General features: G+C 65.2%; 15 protein-coding genes and 1 pseudogene. 5 read left to right on the forward strand and 11 right to left on the reverse strand.

Translation table 11 applies throughout. From position 1 onward, the window contains the following. Positions 1–46 precede the first annotated feature (46 nt). Positions 47–1243 carry an ROK family transcriptional regulator gene (locus EEJ31_RS00750; RefSeq protein WP_407643183.1) on the forward strand — a complete coding sequence of 399 codons (1197 nt, stop codon included), beginning with the start codon at positions 47–49 and terminating at the stop codon, positions 1241–1243. A gap of 145 nt (positions 1244–1388) precedes the next feature. Here the strand turns inward: EEJ31_RS00750 and EEJ31_RS00755 are convergent, their stop codons facing one another. The 8 genes from EEJ31_RS00755 to EEJ31_RS00790 all read right to left on the reverse strand — a co-directional run bounded on the left by EEJ31_RS00755 (position 1389) and on the right by EEJ31_RS00790 (position 9767). Then, positions 1389–2390, reverse strand: coding sequence for a sugar phosphate isomerase/epimerase family protein (locus EEJ31_RS00755; protein WP_123044371.1), 1002 nt, complete (start codon positions 2388–2390; stop codon positions 1389–1391). Between the two features lie 66 nt (positions 2391–2456). Beyond that, on the reverse strand, positions 2457–2801 hold the full coding sequence (locus EEJ31_RS00760) for a putative quinol monooxygenase (RefSeq protein ID WP_123044372.1): 345 nt from the start codon (positions 2799–2801) through the stop codon (positions 2457–2459). A 14-nt stretch (positions 2802–2815) separates the two neighbouring features. Next, complete coding sequence (locus EEJ31_RS00765; protein WP_123044373.1) at positions 2816–3988, reverse strand: levoglucosan dehydrogenase; 1173 nt, start codon at positions 3986–3988, stop codon at positions 2816–2818. A gap of 80 nt (positions 3989–4068) precedes the next feature. After that, a complete protein-coding gene (locus EEJ31_RS00770) occupies positions 4069–4845 on the reverse strand; it encodes a sugar phosphate isomerase/epimerase family protein (RefSeq protein ID WP_233563652.1) in 777 nt (258 codons plus the stop codon). Between the two features lie 38 nt (positions 4846–4883). Continuing rightward, positions 4884–6050, reverse strand: coding sequence for a Gfo/Idh/MocA family protein (locus EEJ31_RS00775; protein WP_123044375.1), 1167 nt, complete (start codon positions 6048–6050; stop codon positions 4884–4886). After that, positions 6047–7033, reverse strand: coding sequence for an ABC transporter permease (locus EEJ31_RS00780; RefSeq protein WP_123044376.1), 987 nt, complete (start codon positions 7031–7033; stop codon positions 6047–6049). The genes EEJ31_RS00775 and EEJ31_RS00780 overlap by 4 nt, the downstream gene beginning before the upstream one ends. 2 nt (positions 7034–7035) lie before the next feature. After that, a complete protein-coding gene (locus tag EEJ31_RS00785) occupies positions 7036–8544 on the reverse strand; it encodes a sugar ABC transporter ATP-binding protein (RefSeq protein ID WP_199727229.1) in 1509 nt (502 codons plus the stop codon). Positions 8545–8600: 56 nt separating this feature from the next. Beyond that, positions 8601–9767 (reverse strand): substrate-binding domain-containing protein, encoded by a 1167-nt coding sequence (locus EEJ31_RS00790; protein WP_123044377.1) that lies wholly within the window; start codon positions 9765–9767, stop codon positions 8601–8603. A 445-nt stretch (positions 9768–10212) separates the two neighbouring features. Here EEJ31_RS00790 and EEJ31_RS00795 point away from each other — a divergent pair. Then, positions 10213–10509, forward strand: a pseudogene (locus EEJ31_RS00795) (ABC transporter permease); the annotation flags it as partial. 102 nt (positions 10510–10611) lie between these two features. Further along, on the forward strand, positions 10612–11388 hold the full coding sequence (locus tag EEJ31_RS00800; RefSeq protein ID WP_123044378.1) for a DeoR/GlpR family DNA-binding transcription regulator: 777 nt from the start codon (positions 10612–10614) through the stop codon (positions 11386–11388). A 9-nt stretch (positions 11389–11397) separates the two neighbouring features. Here EEJ31_RS00800 and EEJ31_RS00805 read toward each other — a convergent pair whose 3' ends face one another. Next, positions 11398–12222, reverse strand: a complete 825-nt coding sequence (locus EEJ31_RS00805; protein WP_123044379.1) for a BtpA/SgcQ family protein — start codon at positions 12220–12222, stop codon at positions 11398–11400. Positions 12223–12349: 127 nt separating this feature from the next. Between EEJ31_RS00805 and EEJ31_RS00810 the strand changes: the two genes are divergently transcribed. Together EEJ31_RS00810 and EEJ31_RS00815 are read left to right on the forward strand one after the other, a co-directional pair. Continuing rightward, a complete protein-coding gene (locus EEJ31_RS00810; protein WP_123044497.1) occupies positions 12350–13123 on the forward strand; it encodes a MerR family transcriptional regulator in 774 nt (257 codons plus the stop codon). Positions 13124–13135: 12 nt separating this feature from the next. After that, positions 13136–16276, forward strand: a complete 3141-nt coding sequence (locus EEJ31_RS00815; protein WP_199727230.1) for an efflux RND transporter permease subunit — start codon at positions 13136–13138, stop codon at positions 16274–16276. A 97-nt stretch (positions 16277–16373) separates the two neighbouring features. Here the strand turns inward: EEJ31_RS00815 and prpB are convergent, their stop codons facing one another. Further along, positions 16374–17273 (reverse strand): methylisocitrate lyase, encoded by a 900-nt coding sequence (prpB, locus tag EEJ31_RS00820; RefSeq protein WP_123044380.1) that lies wholly within the window; start codon positions 17271–17273, stop codon positions 16374–16376. Between the two features lie 71 nt (positions 17274–17344). Beyond that, positions 17345–18922 carry a M23 family metallopeptidase gene (locus EEJ31_RS00825; RefSeq protein ID WP_158603870.1) on the reverse strand — a complete coding sequence of 526 codons (1578 nt, stop codon included), beginning with the start codon at positions 18920–18922 and terminating at the stop codon, positions 17345–17347. Between the last annotated feature and the right edge of the window lie 147 nt (positions 18923–19069).

Genomic DNA, 19069 nt, shown 5'->3' on the forward strand with positions numbered 1-19069 from the left:
GCTTCATTCGGCTCGCTTACATTGAGGACTATGGTTCAATTGAACGGTGATCGACATAAGTCTCGGAAATGCCCTCGGATCCACCGGTGCCAGCGACCTGTTCCAGATCCTCCGGGACGGTCGTCCACGCACCCGCACCGAGCTGGCCAACCTGACCGGACTGGCACGCTCCACGATCGCGCTGCGCATCGACGCGCTCACCGAACTCGGCCTGGTCGGACCGGCGGGCGATGCCCCATCGACGGGCGGCCGCCCCTCCTCGCAGTTCGCTCTGGCCACCGACACCAAGGTCGTCCTCGCCGTGGACATCGGCGCCTCCCACATCCGCCTCGCCGTCAGCGACCTGTCGGGGCGGCCCCTGCTGGAGGATGCCACGGACATGGAGGTGTCCGCGGGGCCGGAGGCAGTCCTGAACTGGGTGATCGATGCCGGTGACGCACTCCTCACCGCGGCCGGCCGTTCGCTCGCCGATCTGCTGGCCATCGGTGTCGGCCTGCCGGGCCCGGTCGAGCACGGCAGCGGCCGCCCGATCAACCCGCCCATCATGCCCGGCTGGGACCGGTTCGACGTGCCGGGATGGCTGCAGGCGCACTTCGACGTGCCCGTGCTGGTCGACAACGACGTGAACATCATGGCGCTGGGGGAGCGCGAGCTGGCCTGGCCCGACGTCGATCACCTCGTGTTCATCAAGGTGGCCACCGGCATCGGTTCCGGCGTCATTTCCGGGGGGATGCTGCAGCGCGGTGCCCAGGGCATCGCCGGGGACATCGGCCACGTGCAGGTCTCCCGCGGCCTCGACGTGCCCTGCCACTGCGGCAACCGCGGCTGCCTCGAAGCCCTCGCCTCCGGACCCGCGCTCGCCAAGGCCCTGCGCGCGCGGTCCATCGACGCGCACGGCAGCCAAGACGTGGTCGACCTCGTCAAGCACGGCAATCTCGAGGCCATCCAGGCGGTGCGGCAGGCCGGACGCGACCTCGGCGAGGTGCTCACCGCCTGCGTCAGTCTGATCAACCCCTCCGTGATCGTCATCGGTGGCTCCATGGCGCAGGCGGGCGAGCACCTGATCGCCGGCGTGCGCGAGGTCGTCTACACGCGCTCGATGCCCCTGGCCACACAGCACCTGCAGATCACCCAGTCGAGCGCCGGTGTGAATGCCGCGGTGCTCGGTGCGAGCATTCTGGCCATCTACCATGCCCTTTCGCCCGCCGTGGTCGAAGCCATGGTGGCCCGGCACACTGGCTGAATTCCGCGCATGAGGTGCGCCAGCAGGCGCCTCGTGCGCCGCTGGCATTTCGGCGCACGACAGCGCCCTCGGCTTCCGTGCCCAAAGCGCGTCCAGTACCGCCTTGGCCCCGGCGCAGCTGCCGCTTCAGTCGTGCTACCCGCGTCTACCGGGTGCTGAACGCCGCGTCGAAGGCCGCATCGGGCTGGTCGAAGGCGAGGCGGCGCACGAACTGGAGCGCCTCCGGTGCGCCGATGAGCCGGTCCATGCCGGCGTCCTCCCACTCCACCGAGATCGGGCCGTCATAGCCGATCGTGTTGAGCATGCGGAACGCGTCCTCCCACGGCACGTCGCCGTGCCCGGTGGAGATGAAGTCCCAGCCGCGGCGGGGGTCGGCCCAGGCCAGGTGCGAGCCGAGCCGGCCGTTGCGGCCGTTGCCCATCCGCTTCTTGGTGTCCTTGCAGTCAACGTGGTAGATGCGGTCCTTGAAGTCCCACAGGAAGCTCACCGGGTCGAGGTCCTGCCAGACGAAGTGGCTCGGGTCCCAGTTCAGGCCGAACGCCTCCCGGTGCCCGATCGCCTCCAGCGTGCGCACCGTCGTCCAGTAGTCGTAGGCGATCTCGCTCGGGTGCACCTCGTGGGCGAACCGAACGCCGACCTCGTCGAAGACGTCGAGGATCGGGTTCCAGCGGTCGGCGAAGTCCTGGTACCCGGCGTCGATCGCCTCCTGCGAGACGGGCGGGAACATCGCCACGTACTTCCAGATCGACGAGCCGGTGAACCCCACCACGGTCTTCACGCCGAGCTTGGCCGCGAGCCGGGCGGTGTGCTTCATCTCCTCGGCGGCGCGCTGGCGCACCCCTTCCGGGTCACCGTCGCCCCACACCACATCCGAGAGGATGTCGCGGTGCCGCTGGTCGATCGGGTCGTCGCACACCGCCTGACCCTTCAGGTGGTTCGAGATCGCCCACACCTTCAGGTCGTACTTCGCCAGCAGGTCGAGCTTGCCCTGCACATACTCGTCGTCATCCCAGCGCCACGGGTCGAGGTGGTCGCCCCAGCAAGCGATCTCCAGCCCGTCGTAGCCCCACTCGGAGGCCAGGCGCGCAACTTCTTCCAGGGGCAGGTCGGCCCACTGGCCGGTGAACAGGGTGACGGGGCGGGGCATGTCGTGACTCCTCTGAGTGCGCGTGATGGGAATTTGCTTGGTCAATGCAGGAATGGGAACTTACATTCACGGCCCCTCTGGCGCTCCGTTGCCGACCGTGCGCAATCGTGTGACTTCCAGGGGTCGGACCAGCCAATCCGGAACCACGTCTAAGAAGTTCTTGACGTGCTCTTGCTCGTTGTGCGCGTGCAAAGCCTCTTCTGTGGACCATTCCTCGTAAAGGATGAAGCGGTCTAGGTCATTCGCATCAACAAAAACGGAATAGTCGACACAGCCGTGATCTTCACGGCTGTGAGCCTGAAGCTTGGTGAGTTCGTTCTGCAGGGCAGCACGGAACTCGGGTTTCGCCACGAAAACTGGCATAAGGATGGCGACGTCCGATTTCGCCGCTGTCAAGGAGATGCCCGTCATGGCGTCCCCGCCTTCTAGAGCTCCGCCGGCTGAACGTCTACCCACGCATCTGATTCAGCTGACTGCACGATGGCATCGTCAATCAAGGCGATCTGATATCCGTCTGCGAAATTTGGACTCACCGTGCCACCTTCTGCAATAGCGGTGAAGAAGTCGTGAGCTTCGATGATTTTTGTTTCGCCGTAACCGATACCCAGTGCGGGGATGGGCCACAGGGCTGCACCGTAGGGGTGGACCGGGCCAGTGTAGATGGTTCGGAAACCTCGGCGGTCCCCCTGATCACTCGCGAAACACACCTGCAGTTCGTCGCGCCGTTCGTAGTTGAATACGATACTTCCCTCGGATCCGTGGATTTCGAATGTGATGAAGTTATTGCGACCGTAGGCGTTTCGGGTGGCCTCGATGGACCCGACCGCGCCGTTAGAGAAGCGGATCATCGTCATGACTTCATCGTCGACGTCTACGTCGCCCCGCGGCCCGTCGGAACCACGTACGGTGCCGAGAGCATCAGCGCCGCCAGCCTGGAGCGGTCGTTCAGGAATCCAAGTGGACAGGATGGAGTTCACCTGGCTGAAATCACCGACAAGGTACCGCGCCATGTCGATCACATGTGTAGCGATATCGCCAAGTGCTCCGGACCCTGCGATCGACTTCTGGAAGCGCCAGGACAACGGAGAATTGGGGTCGGCGCTCCAGTCCTGAAGGTACGTTCCGCGGAAGTTCAAGATGCGGCCAATGGCACCTTCTTCGATGTACTTCTTTGCAAGCGCGACAGCGGGCGTCCGCCGATAATTGAACGCAACAGCATGCACCACCCCTGCTTCCTTCACGGCCTCGTACATTGCCTTCGCCTCTTGAGAGGTGCGGGCAAGCGGCTTCTCGCTGATGATGTGCTTGCCGGCCTTGGCCGCAGCAATGGCGATCTCGGCGTGCAGGTGATTTGGCGTTGCGATGTCGACAACGTCGATCTCAGGGTCTTCCACGACGCTGCGCCAGTCCGAGGTGGATTGCTCGAACCCGAAGCGGCGTGCAGCTTCTGCCGCTAGCTGGTCTGTCGCTTCAGCAATCGTCTTACGCACGGGCATCGCAGGCGCAGGCCAGAAGAACATTGGCATCGCCGCGTAGGCGAGCGAATGAGCCTTGCCCATGAAGCCGCCGCCGATAAGGCCGACATTGAGATTCTGCATGATGATTCGTTGTCCCTTCTAGATGCGGCACGCCGCAATGGCTTCTATTCGTTTGTGCCGCGCTTTACGTGGCCTCGTGATCAGAGAACGTTGTCAAGGAATTTCTTGCTGATTTCTGCGGCAACACGAGGGTCACCGTCATAAGAGTCGAGTTCGACCATGAGCCAGCTGTCGTACCCGCTTTCTTTGACCGCCCGGATGATGTCTTCCATATCTAGATCGCCTTCGCCTAGGGGTAGGAATGCGAATGGTTCCTTCCGCAAGTCCTTCAGATGGACGTGACGAATTCGATCGGAGTACTGCCGGATCAATGCGGCAGGGTCTCCACCGGCCGCCGCTAGGTGCGCCGTGTCAGGGCAGAACCCGATCTTGGTCAGGCCCATCAGCTTCTGTAGTTCCTCGGGGCTCTCCACGATGGTGGACAGGTGTGGGTGATAGCTCGCTTCTAGTCCGAAGCTTTCTGCAATGTCAGTCACCCGATCCAGGGCTTCGCCCAGACGCTGGTAGTCGTCATTCGTGGTTCCAGCCGCCCGTCGTGCGCCACCACCAACGACAAGTCGTTCCGCCCCGAACGTCTTAGCCAGCTCGGCGGCACGATGGACGCGGTGCAGCTCATCGGGAAGGATGTCGGAATAGATGAAGTTAGCGCCGGTGTAAACGCTCACCAGTTCGAGTTTCGCGTTCTCCATCATTTCGCGGAGCTCATCCGGACGATCGGCATGGTCGGCAAGGTTGCCGTCGAACATTTCAATTCCTTCGTACCCCACCGAGCCGATATCGGCAATCGCCGCTTCCATGGAGCCGTTCGCGCGATAGAAGAGGTCTTTGACGCTGGTAACTCCGGTTGCATCGCCCACGACGCCGCCCCAGGTGATTGTGTGGTAACCCAAACGCATTAGCTTGACCTTTCGTTAATAAGCGCGGTCGGCTTGATTCCGGTCGCGCTGTCATCGATACTCGGAACGCTGACCCAGCCCCCCGAGGCAGCGGAATCCAAGACGGATTCGGTCAGTTGCGCGGCCCGCAATCCGTCACGAAATGTCGGTAGTCCGACAACCGCTTCTCCTGAGATTGCTGAGTAGCTGTCCTTGACGAAAGCATTGAAGGAGTCTTGGTATCCCTGCGGGTGTCCAGCTGGCAGAACCGCGTATTTCTTACCCTGATCGGTTGTGAGCATGTCAGCTCCAGCGGGGATATGGCGCGCGGACTTAGTGTCGCCCACCCGCAATGTGCCGGGGTTTTCCTGATTGAAGCTGAATGATTTTTCGGTTCCGTCAAACGAGAACCAGAGTCGATTTTTGCGGCCCGGTGTGACCTGGCTGATCACGAGGGATCCGCTTGCCCCATGATCCGTCTCGAAAAGCAGGTTGGCACCGTCTTCCGTTTCGACGCGTGTGGCTCGGGCGCCATTAGGACGCTCGGGGAAGGCGCGTGAAGTCTTGGCGACTAGTCGAGTAATGCGGTGGCCAGTCACGAATTCCATGAGATCGCACCAGTGGACGCCGATGTCTCCGAATGCTCTAGAACCGCCCCCGAGTGCAGGGTCCACTCGCCAATTGTTTGAGCGGGGATCTGCCAACCAGTCCTGCAGGTATGAGCCATGCAAGAGCCACAGTCTGCCCGCATCGCCCGAGAGGATCCGCTCTCGGATCTCCCGTACAGCAGGATAAAAGCGGTAGATAAACGGAACAGAGGCAACAACGCCGGCTGCCTCTGCTGAAGAAACCAGCCGGGCCGCGTCCTGCACGGACGTGGCGAGGGGCTTTTCACAGATCACCGCTTTGCCAGCAGCGATTGCGCTCGCCGCTAGCTCGGCGTGGGACGCGTTGGGCGTGCAGATGTGCACGACATCAATGTCATCCCGGGCGATGAGCGTCGCCGGTGACTCGCAAGCTTCCGCGGCGCCTAGCCGGGTGGCAGCGGCGAGAGTTCCCTCGGGGCTGCGGCTGGCTACGGCTGCCACTACGCCCCCGCTTGCACGAACGGCGTGGGAGTGGACGGTCCCCATGAAGCCCGTTCCGATGATGCCAGCACGAAGTGCACCACCAGCCTGCATGGTCATTTCTTACGGGCCAAGGCGACGGCGAGGATGATGATGGCGCCGCGGACGATTTGTTGCTGGCTGCTGTCCAGCCCGGCGAGTACCAGGCCGTTGTTGATCAAGCCGATGAGCAGTGCGCCGAACATTGTGCCGATCACCGTGCCACTGCCACCGAACAAGCTCGTTCCCCCGAGGATGACAGCCGCAATGGCTGAGAGCTCATCTCCGGTGCCCCACTGGAACCGTCCCGATTGCAGTCGGCCTGCGTAGAGCATGCCGGCGACACTGGCGACGACTCCAGAGATCAGTAACACCGTGAATTTGATGCGCTTCGTGTTGATACCTGTGAAGTTGGCGGCGGTCCGGTTTCCCCCGGTTGCCAGAACCTGACGACCGAATTTGGTGCGGGAAAGGCCTATCGCGCCAATCGCGACGAAGACGGCAGCCCATACGACAAGACTCGGAACTGGGCCGATGTTTCCCGAGCCGAAGATGTTGTTGAAGACATCACTGAGGATCGGCTCAGGGGCGGAATTGGTGATCCACTGCGCCGTGCCGACGGCGACGCCCATCATCCCGAGCGTTACCAAAAATGACGGGATGCCAAGCAGGCTGACCAGGGAACCGTTTATTGCACCGACAACGAAGCCGACGGCCAAGCCGGTGACGATCCCTGGCACGAGGCCCCAGGCGGAGATCGCCATTGCCGTGGATACGCTCGAAAGCCCGGCGATCGATCCCACGCTGAGGTCGATCTCCGCAGCCGCGATTACATACGTCATTCCGACGGCGATGACCATGATTGTTGCGGTCTGGCGCAAAATGTTCACGAGATTGACGGGTGAAAGGAATCCCTGGTTTCCAAGGAAGATCGCGAAAAAGAGGAACACAACTGCAAAGCCGATGTAGATGACGTACCGGCGCCAATCGATTCCGGTGATAATGTCCCGGGATCGGCGTTTGGAGGCGATCGGCGACGCCGAAGTGGTACTCGTGTTGTTCATGTTCAGACTCCTTGAACTGCAAGTTGAAGAAATTCCTCGTCAACAATCTCGTTGCGAGAAAGATCGCGAATTACGGAACCGTCGCGGATGATTAGCACGCGATCGCTGACAGCAAGAAGCTCGGGGTATTCCGAAGAGATGATCATGACGGCCTTTCCTTGATCCGCCAGATCACGGACCAGATCGAGAATCTCGCTCTTCGTGCCGATGTCAATGCCCGCTGTGGGTTCGTCAAGAATCAAGATGTCGGGGTTTCGGCCCAGCCACTTGGCTAAGACGACTTTTTGCTGATTGCCGCCGGAGAGCAGGTTGACCGGCTTGGCGGGATTGGAGACCTTGACAGCGAACTTCGAGATCAACAAGTTAGCGAGCTCCTTACCCGCGCGAGTATCTATCAACGGGCCTTTGCCGATTCCAGTCAGCAGACCGAGCAGAAGATTGTCGCGGACCGAGTGGTCCAGAACCAATCCTTGATCTCTTCGGTCCTCGGGGATTAGGGCGATTCCGGCTTGCATTGCGCGCTGCGGCGAGGAGATGTTGACTTTCTCACCCCGAATGTAGATGTCCCCGCTTTCAACGCGATCAATGCCGAAGAGCGCTCTGGCCAATTCCGTGCGTCCGCTCCCCATGAGGCCAGCGAGCCCGATAATCTCTCCTGGCCGAAGGGTGAGGGACACGTCCCGCACCCGCGCTCCGGCATTGAGCCGACGCACCTCAAGGAGTGGTTGATCGTCGAATGCGGCTTGGGATCGAGTGCGGTAGGTCAGTTCCCCCTCGATTTTCTTGCCAACAATGCCCTCAATGATCTGCTCGGGAGCAACGTCTGCGAGCGATTCGGTCAAAAGTCGCCGCCCGTCCCTCAGGATGGTGATGCGGTCGCTGACACGGTAAACTTCGTCCATCCTGTGTGAGATGTAGATAATGGAGATGCCGCGGCTCTTCAGCCGGCCGATCAAGGCGAACAGCGCCTCGGTTTCATTCTTTGCAAGACTCGCCGTCGGTTCATCCATAATTAGAACTCGCGCGTTCTGGGCCAACGCCTTGGCAATCTCGGTGAGTTGCCAGTAAGCGGTTCCTAGGCGGCCCACCTCAGAGCGCGGGTCGAGATCGACCTCCATCTCTGAAAGTACGTCTCTAGCGCGCTGCCTTGATTCTCTGTCGTTGATGAATCCCGCGCCGTTCAACGGCTCAGCTCCGAGGAAGATGTTCTGCGCGACGGTGAGGCTGGGCACGAGGCTGAATTCCTGGAACACCATGCCGATGCCAGCGGCCTTCGCGTCCGGGATGGAATCGATTTTCACTCGGTTGCCGTCGACCATGATCGTGCCGCGATCGGATTGGTAAACACCTTGCAGGATCTTCATCAACGTTGACTTTCCCGCACCGTTGCCGCCGACGAGAGCGTGAACTTCGCCTTTGCGAACTTCGAAATCAACGTCATTGAGGACAGTTACACCATTGAAGCTCTTGGAGATGGACCGCATCTCCACTGCGTACTCTGCTCCGGTCATGAGACACCACATTTTCCGGAGGACGCGGCGAGAAAGCCGCGGCCCCCATTCATCGATTACTTCTTGTAGGAGTCCACAATCGACGCGGGCGGATCAGCGTGATACACCTGCTTCCAAGCGTCGAGCACGTTTGAGTGGTCAACGGGAAGAGCAGGCACCGCTACGTATGCCGGCAGGTCCTTGCCGATCAGAGAAAGAGCTCCCAGACGGGCTTCGGTCACTCCCTGGTCGAAGGGTCGCTGCGCGCCGAGACCGACAATGAGCTGGTCCTTGGCCAGTGCGATCGCGACGTTCGTCCCGAGGTCTTCAGTGGCTATTTTCAGGTTTGTGTTGCCTGCCGCTCTCGCGGCTGCCATAACACCTTCTGCAGGGACGTCCCAAACAGCCCAGATGCCCGTCAGGTCGGGGTGCTTGGTCAGCATGGCGCCAGCGGACACTTGTGCCTGTCCGGCGAAATCAGGACCAGCGATACCTGTCTCTTCGACAATCTCGATGTCGGGGAATTCCTGGTTGATCGTCTCTTTGAAGCCTTGGTAGCGCTGTTTGGTGACGAAGAAGTCAGCTTGATGGAAAATTACGCCGATCTTGCCTTTACCGCCGATTGCCTTGGCCATCTCGTATGCGGAGACCACTCCGTTGCCGTAGTTGTCGGCCGATACGACGGAGACATAATCTTCGCCGGCCGTCATGCCGTTGGGCACATTGTCCATGAACACGAGCTTTATTCCAGCCGCCGCCAACGCTTCATAAGCTGATTCTGTGGCAACGGGATCGGTCGGGATCGACACGATGAGGTCGGGCTTCTGGGTGGCGAGAGTTTCAAGCTGCGACACTTGCTGGTCGGGCTTGAAGTTTGCATCTGTCGTCGCGATCACTTTGATGCCGAGCTTGCCGAACTCGCTTTTCAGGCCGGCGATCTGGGCGGTGGCCCAGTCGTTCCCGCCGTAGTGCATGGCGATAGCCGCAGTCGCGTTCAGCGCCTTCACTTTAGCGATTTCTTCCTCCGTCATGTCTGCTGAGGAAGCGGGAGCGGCCGTTTCGCCGTGGGGACCCTTGCTGAGAACCTTTCCGCTGACAATGTCCGCAAGTGCCTTCTCCGCCTTTTGCACGGCTGGATTTGCAGAGGCAGCAGCCTGCGAGTCGGAGCTTCCTGCCGAACTGCAGCCCGAAACGGCGATGAGTACCGCCCCTGTCGCTGCAATCAAAGCCAAATTGCGCTTCATGAATATTCTCCAATGAATATCGGGCACGCCCGGGTGGGATCTTGCCGATTACCGAGGACCCCTTCACGAACGGTGGTGCCCGGTTCCGACGCGGATATCGCTCAACACCCGCTCGGCAAGTATGGCAGAAGACGTGCGTCTTTTGTCAAGCCAATTACAAAAGTCGTGTGTCGATCGACGGGTTCCGGAATGCTGCGCGGCATTACTTTCAGGAGAAAGGGCCAATGTTGTTGGTTGCAGCCGCAATCGCGGTGAAGGACTGAACGCGGTGCGGGTGCGCGGGATCCCACAGAGCACCTACGCCGTCAGCTACATAACCGCCTCCGTTGTGGCAATCCCCAATCCGCAACTCGAGGAAGGGCTGACGTTGCCGGAAAGTTCTAGCGTGCGTGCAGCGAGACGGCAGACGTAAGCGCCACCCCGTCTACGTTGTACGTGCTCGCGGGCCGGCATTGCCGCCGTGATGATGCTCGGCCGCACCACTGCGGGCACGTCGACGCACGGCACGCTGTACGAGCTCGACGCGATCGCTTCGGTCGTCGTCGGTGGCACCCTGCTGATCGGCGGGCGCGGCACGATCGTCGGCACCGTGCTCGGCGTGCTCATCTTCAGCACCCTGTCCAACATCTTCACTCAGAACAACCTCGACACCTCCGTGCAGGCGGTCGCCAAGGGCGTCATCATCGTCGTCGCGGTGCTGCTGCAGCAGCGCTTCGCCGTGCGGGGCGCCAAGCGCACATAGGTCGAGCGCCTCGCCGTCCACGCCCCCTCCAATAGGCTGTGCTACAGCGGATGCGCCGCCGCGATGTGCGAGAGCGGTGCGTGCTGAGAGGAGCTGGGGTTCGTGAAGGCAGAACGGCACTCCCGCATCGTCGAGATCCTCGATGACCGGAACACCGCATCCGTTGCCACCCTGAGCGAACAGCTCGACGTCTCGGAAATGACGATCCGGCGCGATCTCCTGGAACTGGAGCGCACCGGCATCCTCCGGCGCATCCACGGCGGGGCCACCCGCACCACCGGTCGGGCCTACGAGCCCCCGTTCCGGGTGCGGCAGATGAACGACAGCGGCATCAAGCGGGCCATTGCGAAGGCCGCGGCGGCGATGGTCGACGACGGCGACGCCCTCGGGATCGACGTCGGGTCGACCGTGCTGGAGATCGTTCCGCAGATCACCGCGTCGAACCTGACGATCGTGACGGCGAGCCTGCGCGTGGCCATGGCCGTGGCCGAGCATCACGCGCTGGAGCAGACCGTGCGACTGATCTCGACCGGCGGCGTGCTGCGGGCCGAGGAGCTCTCGTTCATCGGCCAGGCCGCCGTGCAGAGTTTCGGGCGGTTCCGCATCGACAAGGCGTTCCTGGGCGTGGGCGGAGTGTCGGTGGCCGGCGGCGCCACGGAGTTCAACCTGGAGGATTCGGACGTCAAGCGCGCCATGGTGGAGTCCGCCAACAGCGTGATCGTGCTCGCCGACTCCAGCAAGCTGGAGAAGGTCGGATTCGCGGAGGTGTGCCCGATCGAGGATATTGACGTGCTGGTCACCGACGACCGCGCCGACCCCGCGCTGCTGGAGAGCTTCCGGGCAGCGGGGGTCGACGTCGTGGTGGCGCCGGTCGGCTAGCGAAGAGCGTCAGCTCGCCGGCAGCGTGTGGCGCAGCTTCTGCACTTCACCCATGAGTTCGCGCACGCGGGCGGGGTCGACGGGGTTCTCGAAGACGCCGTCCTTCTTGAAATAGGTGCCGACCACGCCGCCGTCGGCGACGCTCAGCTGCGCGGCCGCGGTGTTCGCCCTCACGCCGGTGTTCACGAAGACCGGCACGTTGCCCGCCGCGTTCTTGACGGCCTGGAGCTGGTCCATGTCGGTCTGGGAGCCTGCGGTCGGTCCGGAGACGCAGATGGCGTCGGGGAGCGTCGCGAAGACGGTGGTGCGGGTGATGGCCTCGAGGTCGCGGTCGGCCAGGTACTTCGCCGATTCCGGAACGATGTTGAAGAACAGCTTGACGTTCTCGCCGCCGACCGCCCGGCGGTGCCGTGCGGTCTCGCCCACGTTGGTGTTCCAGAGGCCGAAGTCGCTCGCGTAGACGCCGGTGAAGATCTCGCGCACGAACTTCGCATCCGTCGCGACGGCGAGGTCGATGGACGCCCGTCCGTCCCACAGCACGTTCACGCCGAAGGGCACGCTGATCTCATCGTGCAGCTCGCCGATGATGCGCGCCATGGTGATGGCCGTGATCGGCTCGGTCTTGGTGAGGTAGGGAAGGCTGAACTCGTTGGAGAACATGACGGCGTCCACCCCGCCCTCCTGCAGATTGGCGAGCTCGGCGCGGGCCCGGTCGAGGATCGTCGCCAGGCCGCCCTTCGAGTCGTACCCCGGGTCGCCCGGCAGGGCGGAGAGGTGCAGCATGCCGATGATCGGCTTTGCCACGGGAAAGACGTCGTGCAACCAGGTGGCCATGGAAGAGGTTCTCCTTGAATGTTAGAAAGTGTTCATATTATACAGAGCCGACGTGATCGTTTGGGAGGGGGCCGGGCCGCGATATCCGCTTGACCTTGACGCAGCGTCAACGTTTAGCGTGGACCTCATGAGAGAGGGAACCGCCAGGGAATGGCCGATTCACGACATCGCACGGCTGGCCGGCACCACGAGCCGTGCCCTGCGGCACTACGGGGCCGTCGGGCTGTTGCCGCCGAGTCGCATCGGCGGCAACGGTTACCGCTATTACGACGAGCAGGCCCTGGTGCGACTGCAGCGCATCCTCATGCTGCGTCAGCTCGGCCTCGGCCTGCCCGCCATCGGCAGGGTGCTCGACCGCGAGACCGACGATGTCGCAGCCCTCTCCGACCACCTGCTTCGCCTCCGGCAGGAGCAGGACCGGCTCGACCGCCAGATCCTGGCCGTCGAGCACACCATCCGCACCCTCACCGAAAGCGAGACGCTCATGCCCGAGAACATGTTCGACGGATTCGACCACACCCAGTACCGCGAGGAGGTGGAGGAGAAGTGGGGGAAGGCGGCCTATGCGAGCGGCGACCGCTGGTGGCGCAGCATGACGGATGCCGAGAAGGCCGGCTTCCAGCAGCAGCACGTCGACATCGCGCGTGACTACGCCGCCGCGCGTGACCGGGGGCTGGCCGCCGACAGCGCCGAGGTGCAGGCCATCGCCGCCCGGCACCGCGACTGGATCGCCATCGGCTGGCAGGGGCGCCGGCCGACGGCCGAGGAGCTGGCCGGCCTCGGCGACATGTACGTGGCCGACGAGCGCTTCGCCGCCAACTACGGCGGTCAGGACGGCGCCGCGTTCGTGCGGGACGCCCTGCACGCCCTCGCGGGAAAGGGGCCGCACAGCACGGAATGACATACTTGCCCGGTGCATCTCCTCGCTGTCCTGAGCATGAAGAACCGGGCCCTGATCGCGCTCATCACCATCGTCGCCGCGGTGTTCGGAACCCTCGCGCTCACGAGCCTCAAGCAGGAGCTCATCCCGTCACTGCAGCTCCCGCAGCTCGTCATCACCACGAGCTACCCGGGTGCGTCGCCCGAGGTCGTCAACGACGACGTCTCGAGCCCGATCGAGCGGGCGATCCAGGGCGTCCCGGGGCTCGAGTCGACGTCGACGACCAGCAGCACGAACGCGTCGCTGGTCAGCGCGACCTTCACCTATGGCACCGACCTCGCCAAGGCGGAGTCGAAGATCGCCTCCGCGATCAGTTCGATCTCGTCGCGACTGCCCGACAACCTCGATCCGCAGATCCTCTCGGGCAGCATCGACGACTTCCCGGTGCTGTCGATCGCCGTTTCGGGTGACGACACCACCGCGCTCGCCGACGACCTGAAGCGCAGCGTGCTCGGCGACATCCGCGACGTCGACGGCGTACGCGACGCGACGCTGGTCGGCGAGGCGGGCAAGCGGGTGACGATCACACCGGATGCCGCGGCGCTCGCCGAGGCGGGGTTCAGCACGCAGGCCATCCGTGACGCCCTGCAGCAGAACGGCGTGCTCGTGGCGGGCGGCGCGATCACCGAAGGCGGCAAGACGCTGTCGGTGCAGGCCGGCTCGAAGCTCGTCTCGGTCGGCGACATCGCGTCGCTGCCGCTCATCCCGTCGGGGATCCCGGGAGCCGGCGGCGCAGCCGGGGCGCCGGGGTTCGGCGCCGACGCGGCCGACGCGGCCGCGGCATCCGTTGTGACGATCGACGACGTGGCGGATGTCGCCCTCACCGAGAACCCGGCCACCAGCATCTCGCGGGTGAACGGCGAGCCGGCCCTCACCGTCTCGGTCACCAAGGTTCCCGCCGCGAACACGGTCGACGTGTCGAAGGCGGTGCGGGCGATCCTGCCGGGGCTGGAGGAGGGCATCCCGGGCGCGACGTTCACGGTCGTGTTCGACCAGGCGCCGTTCATCCAGCAGTCCATCGACTCCCTCACGCAGGAGGGCGTCCTCGGCCTCGCGTTCGCGGTGCTGGTGATCCTGGTGTTCCTGCTCTCGGTGCGCGCGACGCTGGTGACCGCGATCTCGATTCCCACCTCGGTGCTGATCACGTTCATCGGGCTGCAGGCCGTGGACTATTCGCTGAACATCCTCACCCTCGGCGCGCTCACCATCGCGATCGGCCGGGTGGTCGACGACTCCATCGTCGTCATCGAGAACATCAAGCGGCACCTCGTGGCCGGGCGTGACCGGGCGCAGACGATCATCGAGGCCGTGCGCGAGGTCGCCGGCGCGATCACGGCGTCGACCATCACCACGGTGACCGTGTTCCTCCCGATCTCGTTCGTCGGCGGGTCGACGGGTGAGCTGTTCCGCCCGTTCGCGCTCACCGTGACGATCGCGCTCCTCGCCTCGCTGCTGGTGGCCCTCACCATCGTGCCGGTGCTGGCGTACTGGTTCCTCCGCACGCCCGCGCGCGGCACCTCGCCGGAGGTCGCCGCGGTGCAGGACGCCGACGACCTCGAGCACCCCAGCCGGTTGCAGAAGGGCTACCTGCCCGTCATCCGCTGGACGCTGCGCCACGCCGTGGCGACCATGCTGCTGGCCGTCTTCGTGCTCGTCGGCACGGCCGCGCTCGCGCCGCTCATGAAGATCAACTTCCTCGGCTCCACCGGCCAGAACACGTTCCGGGTGACGCAGACCCTGCCCGTGGCGACGAGCCTGGCCGCGCAGGACGCCGCCGCGCAGAAGGTCGGCGACGTGCTCGGCGGTATCGACGGGGTGCAGACGGTGCAGGTCTCGATCGGTGGGCAGAGCGCGGAGTCCGCGTTCCGCGGCGGCCCGTCGAGCTCGGTGACCTACTCGATCACCACGAGCGACGAGGCCGACCCCGACCACGTGCAGCAGGTCACCCGCGACAGGCTGACCGGGCTCGACGGGGTGGGCGAGGTCTCGGTCGCGGCCGCCGGCGGTTTCGGCGGGTCCTCGGACATCGAAGTAAACGTCACCGCCACAACGGATGCCGACCTGCAGGCGGCGACGGACGCCATCCTCGAGCGGGTGCACGCTCTCGACGGCATCGCCGAGAGCACCAGCAACCTCGCCGCTTCCCGCCCGTACATCGCCGTCACCGTGAACCGGGACGCGGCCGCCGAAGCCGGCCTCAGCGAACTCGCCCTCGGCACCCTCGTGTCACAGGCGATGCAGCCGAGCGCCGTGGGCTCGGTCGTGATCGACGACACGACCCTCTCGGTGTACCTGCAGTCCGATGCGCCGCCGACGACGACCGCCGAGCTGGCGGCCCTGCCCATTCCCACGCCGTCGGGCGAGGTGCCGCTCGACGAGCTCGCCACCGTGGAACAGGTGAAGGGCCCGTCGACCATCACCACGACCAAGGGGCTCCGCACCGCGACCGTGTCGGCGACGCCGAAGGGCGACGACCTCGGGGCCGCGACCGCGCAGGTGACATCCGCGGTCGAGGAGGCCGACCTTCCCGCCGGCGCGAAGGCGACGATCGGGGGCGTGAGCGCCGACCAGGCGGAGGCATTCAGCCAACTCGGTGTGGCGATGCTCGTCGCGATCCTGATCGTCTATGTCGTGATGGTGGCCACGTTCCGCTCCCTGCTGCAGCCGCTGCTGCTCCTGGTCTCGGTGCCGTTCGCGGCGACCGGCGCCATCGCGCTGCAGGTGGTCAGCGGCATCCCGCTGGGGGTGGCCTCGCTGATCGGCGTGCTCATGCTGATCGGCATCGTGGTGACCAACGCGATCGTGCTGGTCGACCTCGTCAACCAATACCGCCGCCGCGGCATGGCCGTGGGCGACGCGCTCGTGCACGGCGCGTCGCGCCGGCTCCGCCCCATCCTCATGACCGCGCTCGCCACCATCTTCGCCCTGCTGCCGATGGCCGTCGGGCTCACCGGGCACGGCGGCTTCATCTCGCAGCCGCTCGCGCTCGTGGTCATCGGCGGGCTGGTGTCGTCGACGCTGCTCACCCTCGTGGTGCTGCCCGTGCTCTACTACCTCGTGGAGGGCACCCGCGAGCGCCGCGCGTCACGTAACGCCCGATCTCGCGAGGCGTAGCCCTGTTCCGCCGCCGCCGGTGCGGGCCAATTGCCGCCTCGGCGCTCGGCGCGCGGCAGAAAGCCCGCACTCGCGCGTTCGCGGGTGGCGTCGGGAGCTAGCGGGCGATCGTGAAGTTGAACACCGAGCTGTCGAAGGCGTTGTAGGCGGGGTAGTCGAGCAGGTCGTAGAGGTCGGCGCGGTGCTGCATCTCGTCGAGGCGTGCCGTCAGCGCGCCCTCGTCGTTCAGTGTGTCGAGCGCCCGGCCGGCAGCCCCCATCGCCATGCGCAGCAGCGACACCGGCCAGATGACGATGTTCACACCGACATCCGCCAGCTGCTCTGAGGTGAAAAGCTCGCTCTTGCCGAACTCCGTCATGTTGGCGAGGATCGGCACGTCGACCGCCGCGCGCACGGCTTCGAACTCGGCGAGCGTGGCCATGGCCTCGGGGAAGATCACGTCGGCCCCGGCGTCGGCGAGCTTCTTCGCCCGGTCGACGGCTGCGTCGAGGCCGTCGACGCCGCGCACGTCGGTGCGGGCGATGACGACGAAGTTCGGGTCGCGACGGGATTGCACGGCCGAGCGGATGCGCTTGAGCGCGGTGTCCTCGTCGACCACCTGTTTGCCGTCCAGGTGCCCGCAGCGCTTGGGGTTGACCTGGTCCTCGATGTGGGCGCCGCCCAGTCCGGCGTCTTCGAGCTCCTGGATCGTGCGGGCCACGTTCATCGGCTCGCCGAAGCCGGTGTCGGCGTCGACGATGGCCGGCAGGTCGGTCATCCGCGCGATCTGCCGGGCGCGCCCGGCAACCTCGGTGAGGGTGGTCAGCCCGATGTCGGGGAGCCCGAGGTCGGCGGCGATGACGGCGCCGGAGATGTAGACGCCGTCGAATCCCTTGCGCTCGATCAGCCGCGCCGACAGCGGGTTGAAGGCGCCGGGGAAGCGCAGGAGCTCACCGTCGGCGAGGCGCTCGCGGAAGAGCCGGCGCTTCTCGGATGCAGGAGTCTGGGCATAGAGCATGAGGCGAACCTTTCACGGGATGCGGGCGCAGGGGTGTATACCTACGTCCACAGTAAGCCCGCGAGCCGGTGTCACCGGCCCAGGACGACACCGCGCTTCGCCAGGAACGGCTGCGGGTCGACCCGCGAACCGTCGATGCGCACCTCGAAGTGCAGGTGACATCCGGTCGAGGCGCCCGTGCTGCCGACCCCGGCGATGACCTGTCCTCCGATCACCGTGTCGCCGACGGAGACGAGGGTTTCGCCGGTCGCGAGGTGCGCGTAGCCGGTCTGCACGCCGTTGCCGTGGTCGATGAGGATCCAGTTGCCGTACGTGCCGAGGGTGCCGGCCGACACCACGGTGCCGGAGGTGGCGGCGTACACGCCCGCGTCGCAGGAGGCGCCGATGTCGGTGCCGTAGTGGTAGTCGCCGACGTCGGGCAGCGGCTTGTCGGGCCGCGGGCCGAAGCGGTCGGTGATGGCGCCGACGGCGGGAAGCACCCAGCCCTGGGCGCTCAGCTGCCCGGTGTCGGGCTTGTGCGCCGGCAGCGGGCTCATCCCGAGCACGCCCGCGGTCGACGCCCGGCGCAAGGAGTCCAGCCGCGCCTTCGCGGCGTCGAAACCGGCCTTGGCCGCCTCCATGCCGCTGCGCGCCTGGTCGAGCGGAACGGCGAGCACGGCCTCCTGCGCGACCCGATCCTTCTCGAGCAGCGCGTCGGCACGCTGCTGCTCGACCACGCTCCGCACCTTGATCGCGGGAAGACTGCCGCTCAGGTGCGACAGCTTGTCGAGCGTGCCGAGCCGGTAGAGGAGGCCACTGCCCGAGCCGTCGAGGAAGGCGTCGACCGCCGCGGTGCCGGAGCGCTGCTGCGCCATCGCGCGGGTGATCGTCGCGACGACGCGACCGGCGCGTGCGGCGCTCTCCGCGGCATCCGTTGCCATGCCATGCACGAGTGTCGCGCGTGCCACCGCCTCGTCGTACCGCGCCTTCACCGAGGCGTAGGTGAGCTTCGCGTCGTCATACGCCGCCGAGGCCTTCGTGAAATCGGCCTGTGCCGCCATGAAGGCCGCCACCCGGGCAGCGGATGCGCGTGCCGCGGCTTCCGCTTCGGCCCTGGCCGCCGCTGCAGCCTCGTCGGCGTCGGCCTGGGCCTGCGCGGCCTGCTCGCGTGTCTCTCGCGGGGTCGGGTAGTCGCCGGGCGCGTCGTGGATGGTGAGCGGCGGCGACGTCGGCGGAACCCGCGGGGGCACGGTCGGCGTCGGCGTGGTGGGGCGGCTGGGAACCGTCGTGGGAGTGGGTGTCGGCGTCGGTGTCGGTGTGGGCGTCGGTGTCGGCGTGACGACGGGAGACTCAGGGGAATCGGTCGGCCCAGGAGTCGGCGTGCCCTCGTCATCGGCATCCGCCGGCTGCCCATCGCCATCGGCGTCTCCCGCGGCAACGTCGTCGGCGGGAGGTGGCGTTTCGGCGGGAGTCGTCGCCGGGTCGTCCCCCTCGTGGGAACGCGCGTCCCGCAAGGAGGCCAACGCATCCAGTGCGTCGAGCGCGTCGGCGACGCCGGATTCCGGCTCCGCGGTGCTGCTCGGCGCGGGAGTCGGGACGTCGTCGGCCCATGCTGCCGGGGGAGCCACCGCCGTGAATGCCGCCGCAACGAGCACTGAGCTGAGGAGCACGCCGGCACTTCGCGCCCGAGGGCCGGACGCGTCCGGTCCCCGCCTAAAACGACGTTTACTCAGCTTCGATGCCATAACGGTGCGCGATCCATTTCGGGTGATGGATGTCCGGCTCGGGTCGCCGGGGTGGCGCTAGTATTTCACGCC

The sequence above is a fragment of the Cryobacterium tepidiphilum genome (assembly GCF_003716325.1).
Taxonomy (GTDB): domain Bacteria; phylum Actinomycetota; class Actinomycetes; order Actinomycetales; family Microbacteriaceae; genus Cryobacterium; species Cryobacterium tepidiphilum.